At 66.0% G+C, this 18,944-nt stretch carries 8 protein-coding genes; 2 read left to right on the top strand and 6 right to left on the bottom strand.

Going from position 1 to position 18,944, the window contains the following annotated elements; all coding sequences use genetic code 11:
- Positions 1–93: 93 nt before the first annotated feature.
- From EP7_RS04365 to EP7_RS04355, 3 genes are all read right to left on the bottom strand, one after another.
- Positions 94–1,647: a TolB family protein gene (locus tag EP7_RS04365; protein WP_463526370.1), complete on the bottom strand. Its 1,554-nt coding sequence runs from the start codon at positions 1,645–1,647 to the stop codon at positions 94–96.
- Between the two features lie 176 nt (positions 1,648–1,823).
- Positions 1,824–2,738 (bottom strand): sulfurtransferase, encoded by a 915-nt coding sequence (locus tag EP7_RS04360; RefSeq protein ID WP_463526369.1) that lies wholly within the window; start codon positions 2,736–2,738, stop codon positions 1,824–1,826.
- Positions 2,739–2,972: 234 nt separating this feature from the next.
- Complete coding sequence (locus EP7_RS04355) at positions 2,973–6,329, bottom strand: AsmA family protein (RefSeq protein WP_463526368.1); 3,357 nt, start codon at positions 6,327–6,329, stop codon at positions 2,973–2,975.
- A 606-nt stretch (positions 6,330–6,935) separates the two neighbouring features.
- On the opposite strand from EP7_RS04355, the gene EP7_RS04350 reads away from it, so the two are divergent.
- Positions 6,936–11,042 carry a PAS domain-containing protein gene (locus EP7_RS04350; protein WP_463526367.1) on the top strand — a complete coding sequence of 1,369 codons (4,107 nt, stop codon included), beginning with the start codon at positions 6,936–6,938 and terminating at the stop codon, positions 11,040–11,042.
- A gap of 11 nt (positions 11,043–11,053) precedes the next feature.
- On the opposite strand, the gene EP7_RS04345 is transcribed toward EP7_RS04350, so the two are convergent.
- From EP7_RS04345 to EP7_RS04335, 3 genes are all read right to left on the bottom strand, one after another.
- Complete coding sequence (locus EP7_RS04345) at positions 11,054–12,493, bottom strand: DUF1501 domain-containing protein (RefSeq protein WP_463528366.1); 1,440 nt, start codon at positions 12,491–12,493, stop codon at positions 11,054–11,056.
- 31 nt (positions 12,494–12,524) lie between these two features.
- On the bottom strand, positions 12,525–15,422 hold the full coding sequence (locus EP7_RS04340) for a DUF1553 domain-containing protein (RefSeq protein WP_463526366.1): 2,898 nt from the start codon (positions 15,420–15,422) through the stop codon (positions 12,525–12,527).
- A gap of 136 nt (positions 15,423–15,558) precedes the next feature.
- Positions 15,559–16,425, bottom strand: coding sequence for an LssY C-terminal domain-containing protein (locus EP7_RS04335; protein WP_463526365.1), 867 nt, complete (start codon positions 16,423–16,425; stop codon positions 15,559–15,561).
- A gap of 322 nt (positions 16,426–16,747) precedes the next feature.
- Between EP7_RS04335 and EP7_RS04330 the strand changes: the two genes are divergently transcribed.
- A complete protein-coding gene (locus EP7_RS04330; RefSeq protein ID WP_463526364.1) occupies positions 16,748–18,571 on the top strand; it encodes a hypothetical protein in 1,824 nt (607 codons plus the stop codon).
- The last annotated feature ends 373 nt before the right edge of the window (positions 18,572–18,944 follow it).

Below are 18,944 nucleotides of genomic sequence, written 5' to 3'. Positions count from 1 at the left end.
ATCTCGAAAAGAAGTTGCCATCGTCGCCAGATCGGCCGCGTGATTCAAGCACCGTGCCGAGAAAGTCTTACATTTGCCAGAGGAAGGGAATCTTCATGGCAGAAGCTGATAGGTGACGAAGGCAATTTGCTTACCGTCGGGCGAGAAGCAAGGAACATTGACGGTCCCCTGGCCGCCGAAGAATCGGCCGAGGACGTCGATCCTGAGTCCATCCAAGGTCAGCCGTCTGAGGGTGACGTCCTTGTTTTCCGGGTGACCGGTCACGCCCTTCTCGTAGGAGAGGAAGACGAGGGCCCTTCCATCCGGCGATGGGTGGGGGAACCAGTTGTTGTATTCGTCGGCGACCACCGGCTGCTGCCCGCTGCCGTCGATCTCCATGCGCCAGATTTGCATGGTGCCGGTGCGGTCGGAGTTGAAGTAGATGAAGCGGCCATCGGGAGAATACTCGGGGCCATCGTCCAGGCCCGTCGCGGTGGTCAGTCGCGTCTCTTTCCCGCCCATCACGGGAATCGTGTAGATGTCGAACTCGCCGCCGCGTTCGGCGCAATAGGCCAGCGTCGAGCCATCGGGCGACCAGCCATGCCAGTAGGAGGGGCCCTGCTCCGTGACGAGCCTGGGCGACCCGCCGCCCACTGGCAGGTTGTAAATCCGCGACTTCCGGCCGATCCCCGATGAGTCACTGATCGCCAGCAAGGTGCCGTCGGGCGAGACTCCGTGGTCGTTGTTGCAGCGGATGGCGGAACCGGTGTCAATCACCTCGGGCGTCCCTCCAATGGCCGGGATCTGGTAGATCCGACCTTTGCTGTTGTAGATCAAGGTCTTGCCGTCATGCAGCCAATTGGGGGCCTCGATGTGAGTGTCGGTCACTCGGACGACGCTCCGGTCCTTCGAGCTAAGCGACTGCGTCTCCAACGTGCTGTAGAGCGTGGGCTTCAGCGAGGCCGAGTGCCGGGGGATGCCCAGCTCGACCTTCGAGAAGACGGCCTGCTCGGCCACGTCGGCCTCGTGCGAGCAGACCCCCAGCCCGACGTAAAACGGATCCTTGAGCTCGATACGCACGGCCGCGCCCGAGAAGATGGGTTCGCCGTTCTCGCCCGATAGAAAAAGCGTGACGTACTTGTCTCGCTTCTCCAGCCTGAGTCGTTTCGGGGCCGAGACGTTGGAGCGGACCTCATTGGTCGGCTGCCCCTTTGCGTCGCGGAACTGGAGCGAGGTCAGGCCGTCCCCGTGCCTCGCTACGTCGACATAAGCCGAGTCGGCGTCCAGGTCCTGCCGGATCACCAGGCAAGCCTTGCGGTGCGGGTTCGTCCCCTTTCCGAGGAACGCGATGTCGGCCGCCAGGGTCAGGTCGCCGGTCGACTTCTTCCAGACGTAATGAAACGCATCCTTGGCGCTCCACATATTCTCGCCGCTGCCGACGACGGAATAGGTTCCCTTGAGCTGGTCGAATTCGACGGTGCCAGGAATTCGGACTGCGCCGATGTCCGCGCTACTGTCGAATATTCCAGTCGCGGTTGCGGCCGGCACCTGGGCCCTTGCGTGGTCCGCCGTCAGGCAGGCCATTCCGACGAGAAAGGCGACGGACAAGACGGCCCGGCCCGGACTGGCCGTACAGGGTCGAGGAGAGGGCTTCAAGGGGCGATTCATGGTGATCTCTCGAGTGTTGGCGGCCCATCGGGGGAGCGAGGCCCACCCCCGCAAAATGCCACACACCGAGCACCGGAACCAGAGATGAACTCATTAATGTCTGAGGCCCATCGACGTTCGTGCGATGAGCCTCAGACAGAGATGAAGGCATGGATCCGCCGGTCGCCATACCCAAGTCAGCGATTGGCGGGCTTCTCACCGGCCTTCTCGCCCTCGACGATCGGTGTTTCCTCGGCATTGCCCCAATCGGACCAGCCGAGGAAATAATTCCGCGCCGGGAAGCCGAGGCGTTCGAGCACGAATGCGTCGACCGAGGCCCGACCCCCACCCTGACAGTGGGTGATGACCGGTTCGCCGGCCTTCAGGCCGAGGCCGTCGACCTTCGCCTTCAACTCGGCCTTGCTCAGGAATCGGCCGTTCTTGTCAACGAGATCCGACCACTCGAGCCTGCAAGCCGTCGGGATGTGGCCGCCTCGCTTCGACGATTTACGCTCGCCGACGTACTCGGCCAGGCTCCGGGCGTCGACGACCTGGGCACTTCCACCCTTCAGGGCCGCGGCAACGTCGTCGCGGTTGGCGAACCGATCCGCACGCAGGCGGACGGGGAACGCAGTCGCCTTGACGCTCGGAACCTCGGTCGAAAGAGGACGCCCCTCGGCCTTCCAGAGTCCGACATTGCCGTCGATCAGCCCGACCTTCTCGACCCCGAGGTAGCGAAGCAGCCACCAGAGGCGAGCGGCATCCAACTGTCGCTCACCATCGGAGATCAGGACTTCAAGCTCTTCGGTAATCCCCAGCGGCGCGATCCAGGCCGTCCAGGCACCTGAGTCTGTCAAGGCACCAGGCTTCGAGGTCAGGGTCCGCACGGCCTTGGAATCGACCCAGACGGCTCCGGGCAAATGTCCCTTCTCGTAATCCTCGCGGGATCGCACGTCGAGAATTCGCAAGCCCGGCGAGCCGAGTTTCGGTTGCAGGGCCTCGAAGCCAATCAGCGAAGGTACCCTCGGCTCTTCCGCGATCGAATTGGTCACAGCGCCGGCCAGGACAACGGCCGTGAGACTGAACGTTGCAAACCTCGTGGGAAATCGCACTGAAGTCTCCTCACCACATGCCTTGTACAGGTCGCCTCGGCCTTAATGACGATTATGTCGATCAATTTAGAAGAATATCAAGGCTTTCGAATCGACCAGGCAACGGGGCGATTGGAATCTCTCGACGCCGGGCGAGCCCCACTCGCGCGGGATTCCTTGAATGCGTCGGTCGCGCGCGACGCGGCCCTCGCTGTTGTCAGCGAGGGCCGCGTCCGATTGGATCGATATCCAGGATCAGCGAGGCTTGGGCTGCAAGAGTTCCCGACCCACGCCTTCGAGCAACTTGAACGCATCCTGCCCGCGGGCCCCGCGGGAGGAATTCGTCGTGGCGTCGCCGGCAGCTGCGGCGGGGGGGATGACCTGGTCTAGCAGGCGGCCGGCCTGGGCCTTGACCCCTCGCTTGACCATCGACCTGGCGGCGTCCTTCACGGCGAGGCGGAAGCCCGCCCGGTCGATGGTCGGACGCGAGATCGTGCCGCCGATGGGCACCGTGATCTGGGTGTCGCCGACGATCTGCTTGACGGTCGCGTCTCCGCCCATCATCTGGGCCGTGACGGGGATCATCGCCTTCATCGACAGGGTCTTGTCGAATCCGACTGACCCTTCGAGGTTCGCCTTCGCGGTCTCGGATAGTGGGATGGACAGACCGCTCTGCCTCACGCGGCCATCGGCAATCTGGAGCTGCAAGGGCTGGTGCAGGGTCATCTTGGGGACGACCTTGCCGGACAGGGAGAAGATCTCGGCACCGAATGGACCGGGCTGGAAGACGACGTCTTGGAAGACAAGCTGGCCGTCCACGCGAAGTGCGCCCTCGCCGATCATGGGGATCGCGGCGTCCTCAATCGTCAGCGAGACTTTGCCCGTAACCTTGCTGGCCTTGCTCAGCACCGGTGCGATGTAGGAGAGGACGTCGTTGGAGACAGTCTCATTAATCACCGCGCCGTCGATCTTGGTCCCCTTGGCCAGCCTGAGCCAGAGGCCTTCGGGGTCGTCCAGGTAGAGGTCGGCGTCGATCGCGGCCGGACCTTCGTTGACGGTCGTTGAGATCGGGTCGAAGGCGGCCTTGCCCGCGGCCAGCCGGAGGACGATCGGGGTTGGGCCAACCTTCATGCCGAAAGCCTCGGCCGAGGTGAGGTCGAGCGATAGCTCACCCTCGAGACCTTTCAGGACCTGAGACGCCGACGCACCGGCAAGCGATCCCTTGATGTGGAACGGCTTGAAGGTCGCTCGGACCTGGGCATGCGGCTCGACGGCCGAGGCGACGAACGAATCGAGCGTCTCCCAGCGCGGTTCCAGGGTGCCCGAGATGTCGGCGATCCGCTTCGTGGTGGCCTCGGCAACCTTGCCGCCGACGACGATCCGGCCGAAGGCGGTGGCCAGGTCGAGGCTCGCCAGGTCCAGGGCATCGGTGGCGGTCGCGTACGTCCCCTTCAACGCGACGGCGACCGGTCCCCGAGCGGTGGTCATCACGAGATTCGCCGCGGCCATCCGACCGCTGAAGTCGAGGACGCCGTCGGTCCTGCGGGCCACCGCAATTCGCCCGGACCAGCCGCCGCCCAGGCCGCGCGGGGGGGACTGCATCCATGCGGAAAGGAACTGGTCGAGGGCCGCCAGCTCGCCGACCAGTGCGGCGTCGAGCGTCATCGGGGCGTCGGACTTGCCGAGGCCGCCGAGCTTGAGCCCTTCGGCGGCCAGGCCGATTCCCACGGCAGGCTGGACCCCGATCGGTACAAGACTCAGGTCGCCCGTGGTCAGGTCGAGCCGACCCTTCGCGGCGAAGGAAATCGAGCCCGCCACGGCCTTCGGATCGGTGGGAATCGCCGACAGTTGAAGCTCGTCGATGTCATAAACCCGGTTAAACCAGCGGACCGAGACCTTGCCCCCGGCTCGCGCCGGGGTGGGAGAGGTGATCGAGGTTGAGCCGTCGAGAATGATCGACGTCACCTCGCCGGCCATCTTGGCGTGCAGGTTGGCCGTCGTCTCACCTGCGTGGATACCCAGCCGGGCCGCGTGCCAGCCGGTCGGCAGCCCATTCTCACCCCGAGGGCCGTCGGCGGTTCCTTCAAGGCGGACGTGGTCGTGGACGATCGGCTGTGGGGCAACTCCCGTGGCTTTGAGCCCCGAGAGTTCGGCCGCGAACCGCGCCTTGAATGTCTCGCCGTCGCGGCGATAGTCTGCGGCCACCCTCCCCTTGCCGGCGAGGTCGAGCGTCCCCAGGTCGATCAGGTCGCGTAACTGGGCCTGCACCACGGCGAGGTCAATGGTGCCCGAGAGCTTCAAGCCTCGCTCGAGGTCGCCCGTTACGGTGGCGTCGACCCCCGCTGCTTTCAGGACGAAGGTCTCGACGGCCAACACTCCCTTGGTGCGTACCAGGGCCGCGGACAGCGATGCGGGGTTGTGGAAGACAATCGGGCGGCCTCGCTCGGTCGCGGCCAGATCGGCAATATTGGCCGAGACGGCAAGTCGGTCGGCGCCGCCCTGCGAGGTCAGGCGGGCCTCGATTCGGGCCTGGCCACGGTCGATCACGATCCCATCGCGGAGGTGGAGTGTCAAAGGCAGGAGCTTCGAAGCCGCGGCCAGGTCAACGTGCCCTTCGAGCAAGGTGGGCGTCGTCGCAGATGCAGGGACGGTGCCGCTCGCCGTCAGTTCGCCGATCGGGCACTTCAGGTCAAGCATGCGGATCGACCAACCGGTGGGGGTCTGCATCAGGTCGCAGCCGGCCTCGACGCTCTCGAGAGTGAGCCTGTCACCGGCCAGGACTGGTCCGTCGGCGACGACTTTGCGAAGCGTTGCGTTGCCTCGGGCCGACCAGAGCCCTTTCCTGCGATCGGCCCCGACCGTGCCGACGAGGTTCCCTTTGGCCGTGATGCCCGCCTCACGCACGGCGATCGGCCAGTCTTTGCCCGTCAGCAAGAGCGTCTGATCGGCCGAGGTCCCCTTCGCGGGGTACAGCTCATATCCGGCACGTAGCTCCAGGGAACGCCCCGCCTCGGCGATTGTCATGACGGCGTCGAGCGGCTTACCCGGGACGATCGTCGCGGAGGCGTCGAAGGCGACGGCGGAGATCGGCTCGGCAAGCTCGGGGCTGGCGATGCGTACACGCCCCCCCTTCACGACCACCGACAGGGCGAGACTTGGATCGCCCTGAGAGTCGCCGCCGGCGTTCATCAAACCGCCGAGTGCGTCGATTGCATCAATCGAGCCGTCGGCGTGACGCTCGACATCCACGCTGGCCCCATCGACTCGAATCGTCCCGTAGTTGGGCCGCGAGGCGAGCAGTCCGAGGATGCCCCGGTCGGTCTGGATCGACTTGGCCTTGATGACTTTCTTGCCGCTGGGGTCGACCAGGACGACATCGTCCAGGGTCAGCGAGCCTGTCCATGAGAGTGACATCGCGCCAAGTTCGATCCGCCCTGGACTGAACTTTTTATTGACGACCTGCACCAGCAGGCGTCGCGCGGGGGAGGTACTGAGCACGGTCGGCATCGACGCGAGCACGAGGACGAAGAGGATTGCGAGGCCCGCAATCAACCTGAGGATGCGCCTGAAACGCCTCGGCTGAGGCGTCTCGTCGATGCCTGGCTCTTCCATGGATGCACGGGCTCCTTCCCGGGTTGCACGCGAAGGTCGGAAAGGCCGGACGAGAGTCCTGGCCATCGGGCTAAGATCAAATCTCGACCCGCAAGTCAAGCCTGCTTGATTGCCCGAGAGTTCCTCGCGAAATCCCGAGGCGGATTGCCCGGATGAACGCGACCCGCGCGATCCGAGAGGATGGGCCGATTTCGCCAATTGATCCAGCCCAATTCGAACGCGAGAGCCGACCTCGAGTTTCGAGAAGCCCGAACGCTTGACAGGAAGTTGAACCGATTGGTTTGCACCTCCGGCATCTGCTTCTAACCGAGTTTATTCCTCCTCGAATCTTCTCACGCCTTACACTCTCCTCAACGCCCGCAAACCCTGACCTTTCGATCGTCTCCAGAGACGAACCGCAATCTCTGACGCCGCGGAGTTTGACTTGAAACAGTGACCTCGGAGGTTCAAAATAGTGTCTCCCCGAACTGGCGAAGACGCCCCGCTCACTTTGACTCGGGTCCAGGTCGCTTTAAACGCGACGATCGGCCGTCGAGGCCGGCCGAATGCAGCGCCGGAACGCACGCAATCGCCCCTCGCAACCGATCGCCCGGGAGGGCGACATCCTTGGACTCCCCCCTTCTCTCTCCCGAACGGCTGGCGACCCTCCTTCGCACAGGGCTCCTCGATTCCGAGTCTGAGGAGTCGTTCGACCGGCTCACCCGGCTGGCCTCGAAATTCCTCAATGCACCCGTCGCCCTAGTGTCTCTCGTGGATGCCGACCGGCAATTCTTCAAGAGCTGCGTCGGCCTTCCCCAGCCCTGGGCCTCGCGCCGCGAAACCCCGCTCTCACACTCGTTCTGCCGGCATATCGTCGAGTCGGGCGAGCCGCTCGTCATCGAAGACGCTCGGCCCCATCCGCTGGTTGCGACCAATCTTGCGATCGGCGACCTGGGCGTCATCGCCTATCTTGGCGCACCGATCCGCGTTGGCGGACATGTATTAGGTGCGCTCTGCGTCATCGACGGTAAGCCCCGGACCTGGGCCGACCAGGACGTCGAGACCCTGGTCGAGTTGGCCGAGGTGGTCTCGTCAGAAATCCGACTGCGAGCCGATCGCGCGGAGGTCGAGGCGTCGAGGCGTGACTTGCACGTGACGCTCGCGAGCCTCGGCGAGGCGGTCATCTCGGTTGATGCCGCCGGCCGGGTCTCGTTGATCAATCGAGTGGCCGAGACGCTCTGTGGTGTGACGGCCGGGGAGGCGATCGGGCGGCCCTTGGGCGAAATTTTCCGGGTCGAGGGGGGGCCGCCTCACTTTCTCGACACGGACCCAGCCGAGATGGAGTTGGGCGGCCTCGCCCCCGGCGGTTTCCAACACTCGATCCTGGTTTCCAGTGATGGCACGCGTCGGCCGATTGAACAGGGCGGCTCACCGATTCAAAGCGAGATGGGAGAGGTTTCGGGCCTGGTCCTGGTCTTCCGCGACATTTCCAGACGCATGGAGGAGGAAGAGCTTCGATTGGGGCTCGCCAGACGGGTCGAGTCGCAGGCAAGGCTCTTCGACGCAATCCTCTCTAACACGCCCGACTTCGTCTATGTCTTCGGGCTTGACCACCGCTTCACCTACGCGAACCAGGCGCTCGCGCAGATGTTCGGCAAGGGCGAGGTCATCGGCAAAAGCTTTAAGGAGCTTGGCTACCCGGAATGGCACGCCACAATGCACGAGCGAGAGATCGACACGGTGGTGGCGACCCGGGCACCGATCCGCGGGATCGTCCCTTTCTCAGGGACGCACGGCCGGCGCATCTATGATTACATCTTCGTCCCCGTGTTAGGCCCCGATGACCAGGTCGTCGCGGTCACCGGGACCACGCGGGACATCACAGACCGCCAGCGCGATGAGGCGATGCTCGCTGGTCAGAAACATACGCTCGAGCTGCTCGCTCGAGGGGCAGATTTGACCGAGGTGCTCGAGACACTCTGCCGGCTCGCTGAGGAGCAATCCGGCTCGGGGATGATCGCCTCGATCTTGGTCCTGGATCGGGACGGCCTGAATCTATGCCATGGCGCGGCGGCGAGTCTTCCGGATGTTTACAAAAAGGCCCTGGACGGGATCACCGTCCAGTCTCCGATCGGCACCTCGTTCGCGTCAGCCCTCCCCAGCGAACCGATCCACCTCTCGGACATTGCCAACGACCCGAACTGGGCCGAGTTTGCGGAGCTGGCGCTCCTCCACGGGCTGCGTTCCTGCTGGTCCCAGCCGATCCTGTCGAGCAACGGCGAGGTGCTGGGCACCCTCGCGATGTATCACGACCACCCGCGCGTTCCCGGCCCCGAGGACTTGAAGCTCGCCGAGGTCACGACCCAGACCGCGGCGATCGCCATCGCGAGGGCTCGCGCCGAGGCCGACCTGAGGGAGGCACGCCTGAGGCTCGAATCGGCCCTCTCCGCCGGCTCGGTCTCGACCTGGACGTACGACATCCTCACGAACCGGGTGGTGGCCGATGGCCGGCTGGCCAAGGTCTTCGGAGTCTCCGCGGAGGACGCCGCGGGCGGTCGCCTGGAGGCCTACATCAAGGCCGTCCACCCCGACGACCGCGAGCATGTCCTCCTGGATATCAAGGCCGCGATCGAGACCGGGGGGAGTTTCGAGTCCGAATATCGCATCCCCCAGCCCGACGGCCCGCCGCGGTGGGTCATCGCCCGGGGGACGACCCACCGAGACGCCTCGGGCAGGGTCGTGAGCCTCCCGGTGGCGATCGTCGACGTCACCTCGCAGAAGGAGGCCGAGAGTGCCCTGCGCGAGAGCCGGGCCTGGCTCTCGACCGTCTCGGACACGCTCCCCGCCCTGGTGAGCTTCGTCGACACCGAGTTCCGCTACCGGTTCATCAACCGTGCCTATGAGGAATGGGTCGGCATCCCGGCCGAGGAGATCTCGGGCCGGCACATCGGCGAGGTCTTCGGGAACGCCGCCTTCGAATCCAGGCGGGACGCGATGGAGCAAGCCCTGGCGGGGATGATGTCGAAGCACGAGGGCGAGATCCGACATCAGCGGCTCGGAACGCGCCAGCTCGACTCCACATACACGCCCTACATCATCGCCGGGGAAGTTCGCGGCTTCTTCGTCATGGCTCAAGACGCCACCGATCGGGTGCGATTCGAGCAAGACCGCGAGCGGGCGCTCTTCAAGGAACGTCGGACGTCGGAGCAGCTCAGGAATCTGGCGGAGATTGCCGCCCGTATCCACGTGGCCAGCGATATCGACTCGGTTCTCCGCGTCATCGCCGAGGAAGGTCGCTCGCTCATCGGCGCCGAGTACGCCATCACCAGCCTCGAGGCCGACGAACGGGCCACCAGCGTCACCCATCGAGCTGACCGGCCCGCGACGACCGAGAAGAGGGAAGAAGCCCAGGGATCGCCGGATCGAGGGTCCGCCAATCCTACATCGGACGACGAGTCACCTCCCGACGGCTGGCTCAGCGCCCCGATCGTCGGCCGCGGGGGGCGTAGTCTGGGACAAATCCGACTCGCACAGAAGCTCGACGGAGAATTCGGCGACGACGACGAGGCCATTCTTCTCCAGCTCGCCCGGATGGGTGCCATCGCAATCGAGAACGCCAGCCTCTACCAGGAGTTGCGCGACAAGGACCGCCGCAAGGACGAATTCCTGGCCATGCTCGCCCACGAGCTCAGAAACCCGCTCGCATCCATCGGCAACGCCGTCTCGCTGGCCATCCGCTCGGGCGAGCCCGTCGACCGGGCTTTCGCAGATGAGGTCATCGCACGGCAGGTCAAGACGTTCAGCCGCCTGATCGATGACCTCCTGGATGTCTCGCGAGTCAGCCGCGGAAAGATCCAGATCCGGCCTGAATACGTCGACCTCGCCCCGATTTTAGCCCACGCCGTCGAGACCGTCCGCCCGCTCATCGAAGACCGGAAGCATACCCTGGAAGTCTCGATTTCGACCGACCGGCTGACCGTCCACGGCGATCCCACGCGCCTGGAACAGGTGGTGGTCAACCTGCTGACGAACGCCGCCAAGTACACGAAGTCCGGCGGTCGGATCAGCCTCGACGCCTCGCTGGAAGGATCCGAGATCGTCGTCTCGGTCCGCGATAACGGCGTGGGGATCTCCGCCGAGATGCTGCCCAAGGTCTTCGACCTGTTCACCCAGGTCGACCGGTCGCTGGACAGGGCCGAGGGGGGCTTGGGTATCGGTCTTACGCTGGTCCGTGCGCTGGCCGAGATGCACCGGGGCTCCATCTCGGTCGTCAGCGACGGGCTGGAGAAGGGGAGCGAGTTCACGTTCAGGCTCCCCGCAACCCAGGCCCCGGCCGCCACCCGGGCCAACGACGAGGGACCTGCCAAGTTCAACGGCGGATCGGCCCGGGTGCTGGTCGTCGACGACAATGTCGACTCGGCGCGCAGCCTTGGCAGGCTGCTCTCCCTGCTCGACTACAAGGTGAAGCTCGCCCATGACGGGCCATCGGCGGTGGACATCGCCGAGGTTTTCATGCCCGAGTTCGTCCTGCTCGACATCGGCCTGCCCGGGCTCGACGGCTACGAGGTCGCCCGGCGAATCCGCCTCCAGGATGGGTGCAAGGACTCCACCTTCATCGCCGTCTCGGGCTACGGCCAGCAGGATGATCGCCGCAAGTCCAAGCTCGCCGGCTTCGACCACCATCTCGTCAAGCCGGTCGACTACGACGCGCTGCTCGCCCTGATCTCGGCCTGACCCCGAACGCGTCAGGCCAAGATCTCGCGGATGACCCGGCCGTGGACGTCGGTGAGCCGGCGATCCAGTCCGTTATAATAGGTGGTCAGCTTGGTGTGTTCGAATCCGAGCAGATGCAGCACGGTGGCGTAGAAGTCCCAGACCGTGGTGGGCGACTCCACGGCCCGTCGGCCGAATTCATCGGTCGCCCCGTGGCTCATCCCCCCCTTGACCCCGGCCCCGGCCATCCAGCAGGTGAAGCCATCGGGATTGTGGTCGCGGCCGGTGGTCCCCTCCTGGCAGGTGGGCATCCGGCCGAATTCGGTGGTCCAGAGAACCAGCGTCTCGTCGAGCAGGCCGCGCTGCTTCAGGTCGGTCATCAAGGCGGCCGTCGGTTGGTCGAAGACGGGGCAATGCCGCTCGTAATCGGCCTTCAGAGTCTTGTGGGCGTCCCAGTTCAACAATCCGTCGACGCCCGAGGCCCTCGATGCGCAGTAGAGGTTGACATACCTCACGCCTCGCTCGATGAGCCGCCTGGCGAGCAGGCAATTGCGGGCGTACGACGCCTTGAGCGGATTGGGGTCGCCGGTCCCGTAGAGGTCGTGGATCGACTGGGGCTCGGAGGCGAGGTCCGAGACCTCGGGCGCCGAGAGTTGCATCCGGGCCGCCAGCTCATAGGCCGCGATCCGCGCCTGAAGCTCGGAATCGCCGGGGTGCAGCCCGGCATCGCGCTCGTTGAGCGAGGCGAGGAAGTCGCGCGTGGCGCGTTCCTCGCCGGCCTTCACCGCGACCGGCGAGGCCAGATTGCGGATCGGCCGGTCGGCCGAGAGCATGACCCCCTGGTGCTGGGCGGGCAGGAAGCCGTTGCTCCAGTTGGCCTTTCCGTTCGGGGCCTCGCCGCGCACGTCGGGGATGGCCACATAAGCGGGCAGGTTCTCGTTGAGGCTCCCGAGCGCATAGCTCGTCCAGGCGCCCGCGGCGGGGAACCCCTCGGTCGAGTGGCCCGTGTTCATGAACACGCATCCCGGCCCGTGCGTGTTCGTCTTGGACGTCATCCCATGCAAGAATGCGATGTCGTCGACGTGCCCGGACAGGTGCGGTAGCATCGACGTGATCCGCTTGCCCGACGCGCCCGAGGGGACGAACGCCCAGGGGGGTCGCATCAGGTTGCCGTTCTTGCCCTGGAAGGAGACCAGCTTCTCCCCGCCCGGCATCGGCTGGCCGTCGCGCTTCTCCAGCTCGGGCTTGTGCTCCCAGAGGTCGATGTGGGAGGCCGCCCCCGGGCAGAAGATTTGCAAAACCCGGCTCGCCTTGGGGGCGAAGTGGGTCTGCCCCAGCCCGGGCATCCAGCCGGGCCGGTCGTCGGCACTCGCGTCCCGGGCGAGTAACTGGGCCAGGCCGACGCCGGCGAGGCCCGAGGTCACGTCGCCCAGGAAGGCCCGCCGGGAGATCGCCCGCTGAAACGCATTCATGCTCATGTCCAGGCTCGAGGAAGAATGTGAATCATCGGACGAAAAGCAGCTCGTTCGAGTTCAGGACCGCCCGCGCGAACGCCCGCAGCCCATGTTCGCCGACGAAGGCCGCCGCGGACGAGAGTTCCGCGTCGCCGGGGGGACGTCCGTAGGCGATGAGGTAAGCGTCCCTCACCTGGCGATCGGGGTCGGCCTGCCGCCCCAGGCGATCGGCGAAGGCTCCGGCCATGTCCAGGGTGAACTTGTGGTTCAGCATGGTCAGGGCCTGGAGCGGACTGGTGGTGGCGGCCCTCGCCGGGGACGAAAACGCGTTGTCCGGGCAGTCGAAGTCGCTCAGAAGGTCCACCCGAGCGGCCCGACCATTCTGGTGATACACAGCCCGGCGATACGTCTCAGGACCGGGTTCATCCAGCGGAACATACGTCGCCACGTTGTCTTCCAGGTAGCGGTAGAGCCGGAACCCGGGACCGCCGCGACCCCGATCGAGCTTGCCGGCAAGCTCAAGGAGCGTGTCGCGCAACTCCTCGGCAGAGAGCCGACGGGGCGGGAATCTCCAGAGGAGGCGGTCGCTGCCGTCCTTGCGGGCGGGCCCCTCGCGGAACGTGCCCGACTGGCGATAGGCCCGTGAAGTGACGATTCGCCGATGCATCGGCTTCATCTTCCAGCCGTCGGCCACGAGTTGCCGGGCAAGCCAGTCGAGCAGTTCGGGATGGCTGGGCGCGACCCCCATCATGCCGTAGTCGCTGGGGGTCTCGACCAGCCCTTTGCCGAAGTGGTTTTGCCAGATCCGGTTGACCAGCACGCGCGGCGTCAGGGGGTTGTCGGCGGCCACCAGCCAGCGTGCCAGCGCAAGCCTGCGCTCCCCCTCGGGTGCATCGGCCGGAAGCTCATACGACCGCGTCGAATCGGCGAGCATCGACAGGCTCGACGCGACGACAGCCTGCCCCTTCTTCTGCGGGTCGCCCCCCTTGAACAGGAAGACGGGGTCCCGGTACTGGTCGAAAACGCCAACCCACCAGACCGGGAAGCCGGGCAGGGCCGCGATCTTCCCGTTCGTCTCGGCGAGTTGGGAAGCCAGCTCATCCAGCCGCTGTTGCTCCTCGGGCGTGATCTCCCGGTCGAAGATCCGGGCCCGGCGATGCCCCTCGTTCACCGGCTTGCGGTCGTGGGAGTCGGCCGCGACGGCCCAGGTCTTACCGTCCGTCGAGACCTCGATCCGATAGTCGCTCACGAAGACGGCGTCGGATGCTCCTGCCCGATCGCTGCTGAAGTTCACGCGGTCGATACGCTCTGGCGAGCCCAGCGTGATGTTCAGCTCGGGGGTCGCCGCGATCCATCGATCGCCATATCGGCCGTCGTTGACGTTGTCGGCGGAATAGGCGCCATTGAAGTCTCCCGCGACCCGGCTCGATCCCTCGGCCTTCCCCCCGGCCGTTACCAGAGCGACGTTCCTGGGCGACTCGCCGGCCGTCCAGACCTCGAACTCCTCGATCTGGCATCCGGTTCGCCGCCGCGGGTCGACGTCGAGCCCCTCGACGACGAGCCGCACGTAGCGGGCCTCGACCGGGGCGAATCGCTCCTCGGTCCCGGCACGCAGGGACTTGGGGCGGGTCCAGGCCGCCTCGTACGTCGCGGCCTTCGCCTCGCCCCGGCGATCGATGGCCGCACGAACTTCGGCAGTCTCTTTGACCAGTCGGTCGCGCCTCTCTTCCAGCGGCCTGAGCCGGTCGCGCCGCTCCTTCTGCTGCTCGGCGCTGGCCAGGGGGCGGCTGCCGTGGTAGACGCCCGCGAAGGTGGCGTAAAGCCGGTAATAGTCGGCCTGGGCGATGGGGTCGAACTTGTGGTCGTGGCACCGGGCGCAGCCCACGGTCAGGCCCAGGAAGGCTTCTGAGGTCGTCCGGATCATGTCGTCGAGCGTGTCGGCCCTGATCTGCGCCTGCTGCACCAGGTCCTGGTTGCCCACGTTGTCATACGGGCCGCAGACGAGGAACGTGGTGCCCACCGCGACGGCCGGGTCGCCTGGAGCCAGCATGTCGCCGGCCAGGTGCTCCAGAGTCAGTCGGTCGAACGGTTTGTCGTCATTGAATGACTTGATGATGTAGTCGCGGAACGGCCAGACGGTGTCGAGGATGACGTTCCGTTCGAACCCGGTGCTCTCGCCGAACCGGATCACGTCCAGCCAGTGTCGTCCCCAGTGTTCGCCGTAAGCCGGGCTGGCCAGGAGTCGGTCGACCAGCCGTTCATAGGCATCGGCGGCCCGATCGTCGAGGAAGTCCCGGACTTCACCCGGGGTCGGCGGCAAGCCGGTCAGGTCGAACGTGAGCCGGCGGATCAGCGTCGCCTTGTCGGCCGGCGGCGAGGGCTCCAGCCCTGCCTCGTCGAGCTTCGCCAGCAGGAACCGGTCGATCGGGTTCTCACCCCAGCCATGGGGAAATGCGCGGGTCGTCAGGGCTCGCAGCTCGGCCTCGGTCCTGGGCTGGGCGTCGACGAGCGGTCGGAGCGACCACCAACTGCGATCGGCCTTCTTGCGTTCTTCCAGGACGAGCCCTTGGGGCCATTCGGCCCCCGAGGCGACCCATTTCCTGAGCGTCTCGACCTGTGCGGCCGAGAGTGCATCTTCCCCTTTGGGCATCTTCGGACGCTTGCCGTCGGGGCCCGGCGAGATGGCCTCGATCAGCGGGCTCTCGGCCGGATTGCCCGGGACGACGTACTCGCCCTCGATGAGGTGCGCGACGGTCGACAGCGAGAGCTCGCCCTTGGGGTCGGTCGCGCCGTGGCAATGCAGGCACGTTTTGAAGATCGGAGCCACTTCGCTCGTGAAATCGGGCCGCTCCGGCGTCTTGTCACCGCCGGCGACCGACGTCGCCCCCAGGGCCAGCAGCAGGGCGAATGCCCCGGCGGCGGGATGACCGATCCTGATGAGATTCATGCCGAGCCAGGCCTCGCAGGAGGGAGAGGGTCCGATCGCGGTCCCGGTCGACGCGTCATCGAGCCGGTTCCACCACGCACCTGTTAAACATCGTAGACTGCGATCTGAGCCCTGTCGATGCCTCAACCACGGCGTCTCAAGGCTCGGGCGTGCTGAGCAGCGGCGTGATCGCGTCCCAGAGTTGGTTCTTGAGGTCGACCACGGTCGGATTGGGGAGGATTGTCGGTTTCCCGTCACCGCCTCGGCCCTCGCCGAGGGCCCCGATCGACAACTCGCCATCGGTGAAATAGCGGTCTCCGCCGCCGTTTCGGCCGATGAGGGTCGCGCCCACGCCGGTGACCTGATAGATCTCGGCCAACTTGCCGGCCCGGGTCAGGTCGGCGAGCAGGGAGTCTCGCTGCGCGTCGATGTCGGGGGCGATGTGGTGGGTCACCTCGCCCGTCAGGTGGCTGAGGCCCACGCTGACGTCGAAGGTGGCCGAGCCGAGGAAAAGCGGCGTATCCCGGGTCCCGAGGTCGACCGATTTCCAGAACCGGACATGATGGCGCTTTCTCGCGCTGGTGCCCGCCGCCTTCTCGAAGGCAAGGTCCTGCTTCCGGCCGAATAGGAAGAGATTGCTCACGGGAGCGCGTGGGTCGGGCCGCCTGAACACGACGCTGCCGGCGATCTTCAGGCTGCTGACGAGCGTGATTGGATCCGCCGGATTCCACCCCGCGGCCAGCATCGCCCCGACGACGTCGGCCTCCTGGCCGATGAGCCCCACGTTCAGCGGATCCCCGGGAATTCCCTGCGAAGTCAGGGTCGTCTTGGGGGCATTGGCCAGCTTGGGCTGATGCTCGTAATGCCGCCAGATCGCCGGCAAGATCAGGTACGCCGCGAGCAGCCACACGACCAGCGTGATCGCCGCGATCTTCGAGGCGAGGATCAATCCACGACGCATCCTGGTCGGCGGGAGGGCAGGGATTGCGGTCGCCTCGTCGGCACCTGGCTCGGGCATGGTCATCGCTCGATTGCTCCTCGATCACATGAGCCTGGCCTGATAATACCAGCGGCCGATCGTCACCCCTGACAGACTACACCCACGCTCGGCGAGAGGCCATCGCCACCACCCGATTCCGACAATCCGAACGATCTCGCAAGTCCGCACGACGGCCCGCACCATCATCGTCGACTCAAGCCGAACGGCCGAACAGGTCGATGGGATGGGAGTCGGGCCGGGTCATTGGTACGTCAAGCGGGCCCTTCGGGGCTGGCAGGGTCGGAGGCGGGCCTCGATGCAGGGATCTGAGGCCCGAAAACAACGGAAATCTAGTTGCCAATATCGATTGCGACTCGGGGCATGGCTGCTACTCGGGGCGATGGGCCTCAGCCGTTCGACCGAGGCCGCGACCAATCCAAGCTGGACCGAAGGGCGTCCGGTCGCGGTCGCGGTGGATCGTGGCAAGGCCGAGATCGACGTCCCGACGCGGACCCCGGCGTCGAAGGTGCTCGTCGTCGTGTCGGCCCTGGCCGCTGATCCCGGCCCCTATTCGGTCAAACTGACGGCGGCCGGAATCAAGGCGGCCGAACTGAAGCCGGCCCGGATCGCCGATGATGGCGCTGTGGTTCCGCATCCCAACCCACCGACCGCCCTGTCGGAGCCGTCCCCGCAGGTCGTCAACGCACCCCCTTCGACACGCCGGTTCTATCTACTGGTGCGGGAAGGCGACCCGGCAAGCCCGAGCAATTACCGTGCGATCGAGGCTGAGTTGAAGGCGGTGGGGCACCGGATCCAGGTCTATGCCGACCGCGACGACTCCAGGAACATCAATCCGGACACCTTGCGCGACCTGGTCGCCACGTTCGACGACTCGATCGAGCCCACCACGACCCGTCTCCTGGGGCGTGTGACCGATCTGGATGGCGACGGCCGATTCACGGTCCTGATGTCCAGCTGGCTGTCGAGATTCGGAGGCGGCCGCCACAGCTTCGACGGCTTCGTCCGGGGTGCCGACTTCGACCGGGGCCTCGGCGCCCCGTTCAGCAATCGATGCGACATGATGTACCTGAATCCGGCGATGAAGCCGGGGGCCCACCTGCGCACCGTCGTGGCGCACGAATATACCCACGCCGCCACCTTCTGCCGGAAGGCCCTCGCGCACCCGATCGACGGCCGCCCGGGCCCCGACGAAGAAGCGTGGCTCGACGAGGCGATCGCCCATCTGGCCGAGGACCTCCACGGGTTCTCCAGGTCGAACCTCGACTATCGGATCAGCGCCTTCCTGTCGAATCCCGAGCGATACCGGCTGGTCGTGCCCGACTACTTCGCCGCCAAGTTGCTGCGCAGCCATGGCAATCGCGGGGGCACTTACCTGTTTCTCCGCTGGTGCGCCGACTTGCACGGCCCGGATCTGGTGACCAGGCTCGTCGGCTCGAGCCTGCGCGGGATGGACAATCTCGAGGCCGCCACCGGCGCGACCTTCGCGTCGCTCTTCCGCCGCTGGTCGGTTGCCCTTTTCCTCAGCGGGCTCGAGCCCCAGGCGAAGGCCGATGGCCTGTTCCGGGCGTTTGCGTTGAGGGGGCCGCTGGACGACTGGATGCTCGCGGGGCCGAGATCCACAAACGTGACACCTGGCGGGCTCACCGATGTCTGGGAGGCCGCGGGGACGTCGACTCATTACGCAGTCGTCGAGGGGAGTTCCCTCGGAGCCATCCGGCTCACGGTCGAGGGCCCCGAAGCGGCCAGGCTGCAAGTCACCGCGCTCACACTCCCTGTTGACCTGGCCCGCGTCGATCTCCGGGTCCGAGCCGTGGCCGGCGCCGACGGCAAGCTCTGCGTCAGCGCGACGCTCCGCGAACGCGACGGGGTCGCTGTCCGCATTCAGGCCCTGGCATGGGAACCACTGGTGCCGGCCGACGATTCCCGCTCGGCGGCGTTCCGACGAGACGGTCTCGACGCCCTGGGGATCGCCTCGGCGTTCGGCACCTCCGAACTGTCGGCGGGCGGCACGCTCAAATCGAGGCCGATCCCCCTGCCCGGCGTCGCCCGATCGCTGGGGACGCTCGTCTTCAAGGTCGTCGGCATCGACGCCAAGGGGCGACGAGTCGCGGGCTGGGCCGAGGTCTCGCCCGCGGCACTCGCAGATGGCGAAGACGCGGGCGGAGGCTGACCGAGTCGGTCTGCCTGGCGAATCGACGGCTGGCGCAAATTCGCTTTGATGGCGCGTGCGCCCGCGTCTCTACTGCGCATGGCTTTGAGATGATGCTCCATCGGCCCATTGAACTCTGGGGCGGCCCGAGCGCCGGGGGATGATCGGCCATCCCCCCTTGCAAGAGCGGCGGCTCGGCGTGATGGACGGTGGCGCCAACCCATCTGCACAATCGAATGAGTCTGACTTACATGTGCGGGTCCCGAAGTCCCGGACATTTAACGGAGCTGAGCAGGACGATCTCCCCCACGTATGACGCGACTCGTGTCGGGCCCCGCGGCGGTTTTGCGACGGATCGGCGTGAGTCTTCCGCGGGACGCCCGGCACGGATGTC

The sequence above is a fragment of the Isosphaeraceae bacterium EP7 genome (assembly GCA_038400315.1).
Classification (GTDB): Bacteria; Planctomycetota; Planctomycetia; order Isosphaerales; family Isosphaeraceae; genus EP7.
This window is presented reverse-complemented; position numbering and strand designations above follow the sequence as displayed.

Coding starts and splice junctions, on each gene's coding strand:
- EP7_RS04340 (WP_463526366.1), bottom strand. CDS start 15,422: ATGAATCTCATCAGGATCGGTCATCCCGCCGCCGGGGCATTCGCCCTG.
- EP7_RS04345 (WP_463528366.1), bottom strand. CDS start 12,493: ATGAATGCGTTTCAGCGGGCGATCTCCCGGCGGGCCTTCCTGGGCGAC.
- EP7_RS04365 (WP_463526370.1), bottom strand. CDS start 1,647: ATGAATCGCCCCTTGAAGCCCTCTCCTCGACCCTGTACGGCCAGTCCG.
- EP7_RS04335 (WP_463526365.1), bottom strand. CDS start 16,425: ATGACCATGCCCGAGCCAGGTGCCGACGAGGCGACCGCAATCCCTGCC.
- EP7_RS04355 (WP_463526368.1), bottom strand. CDS start 6,329: ATGGAAGAGCCAGGCATCGACGAGACGCCTCAGCCGAGGCGTTTCAGG.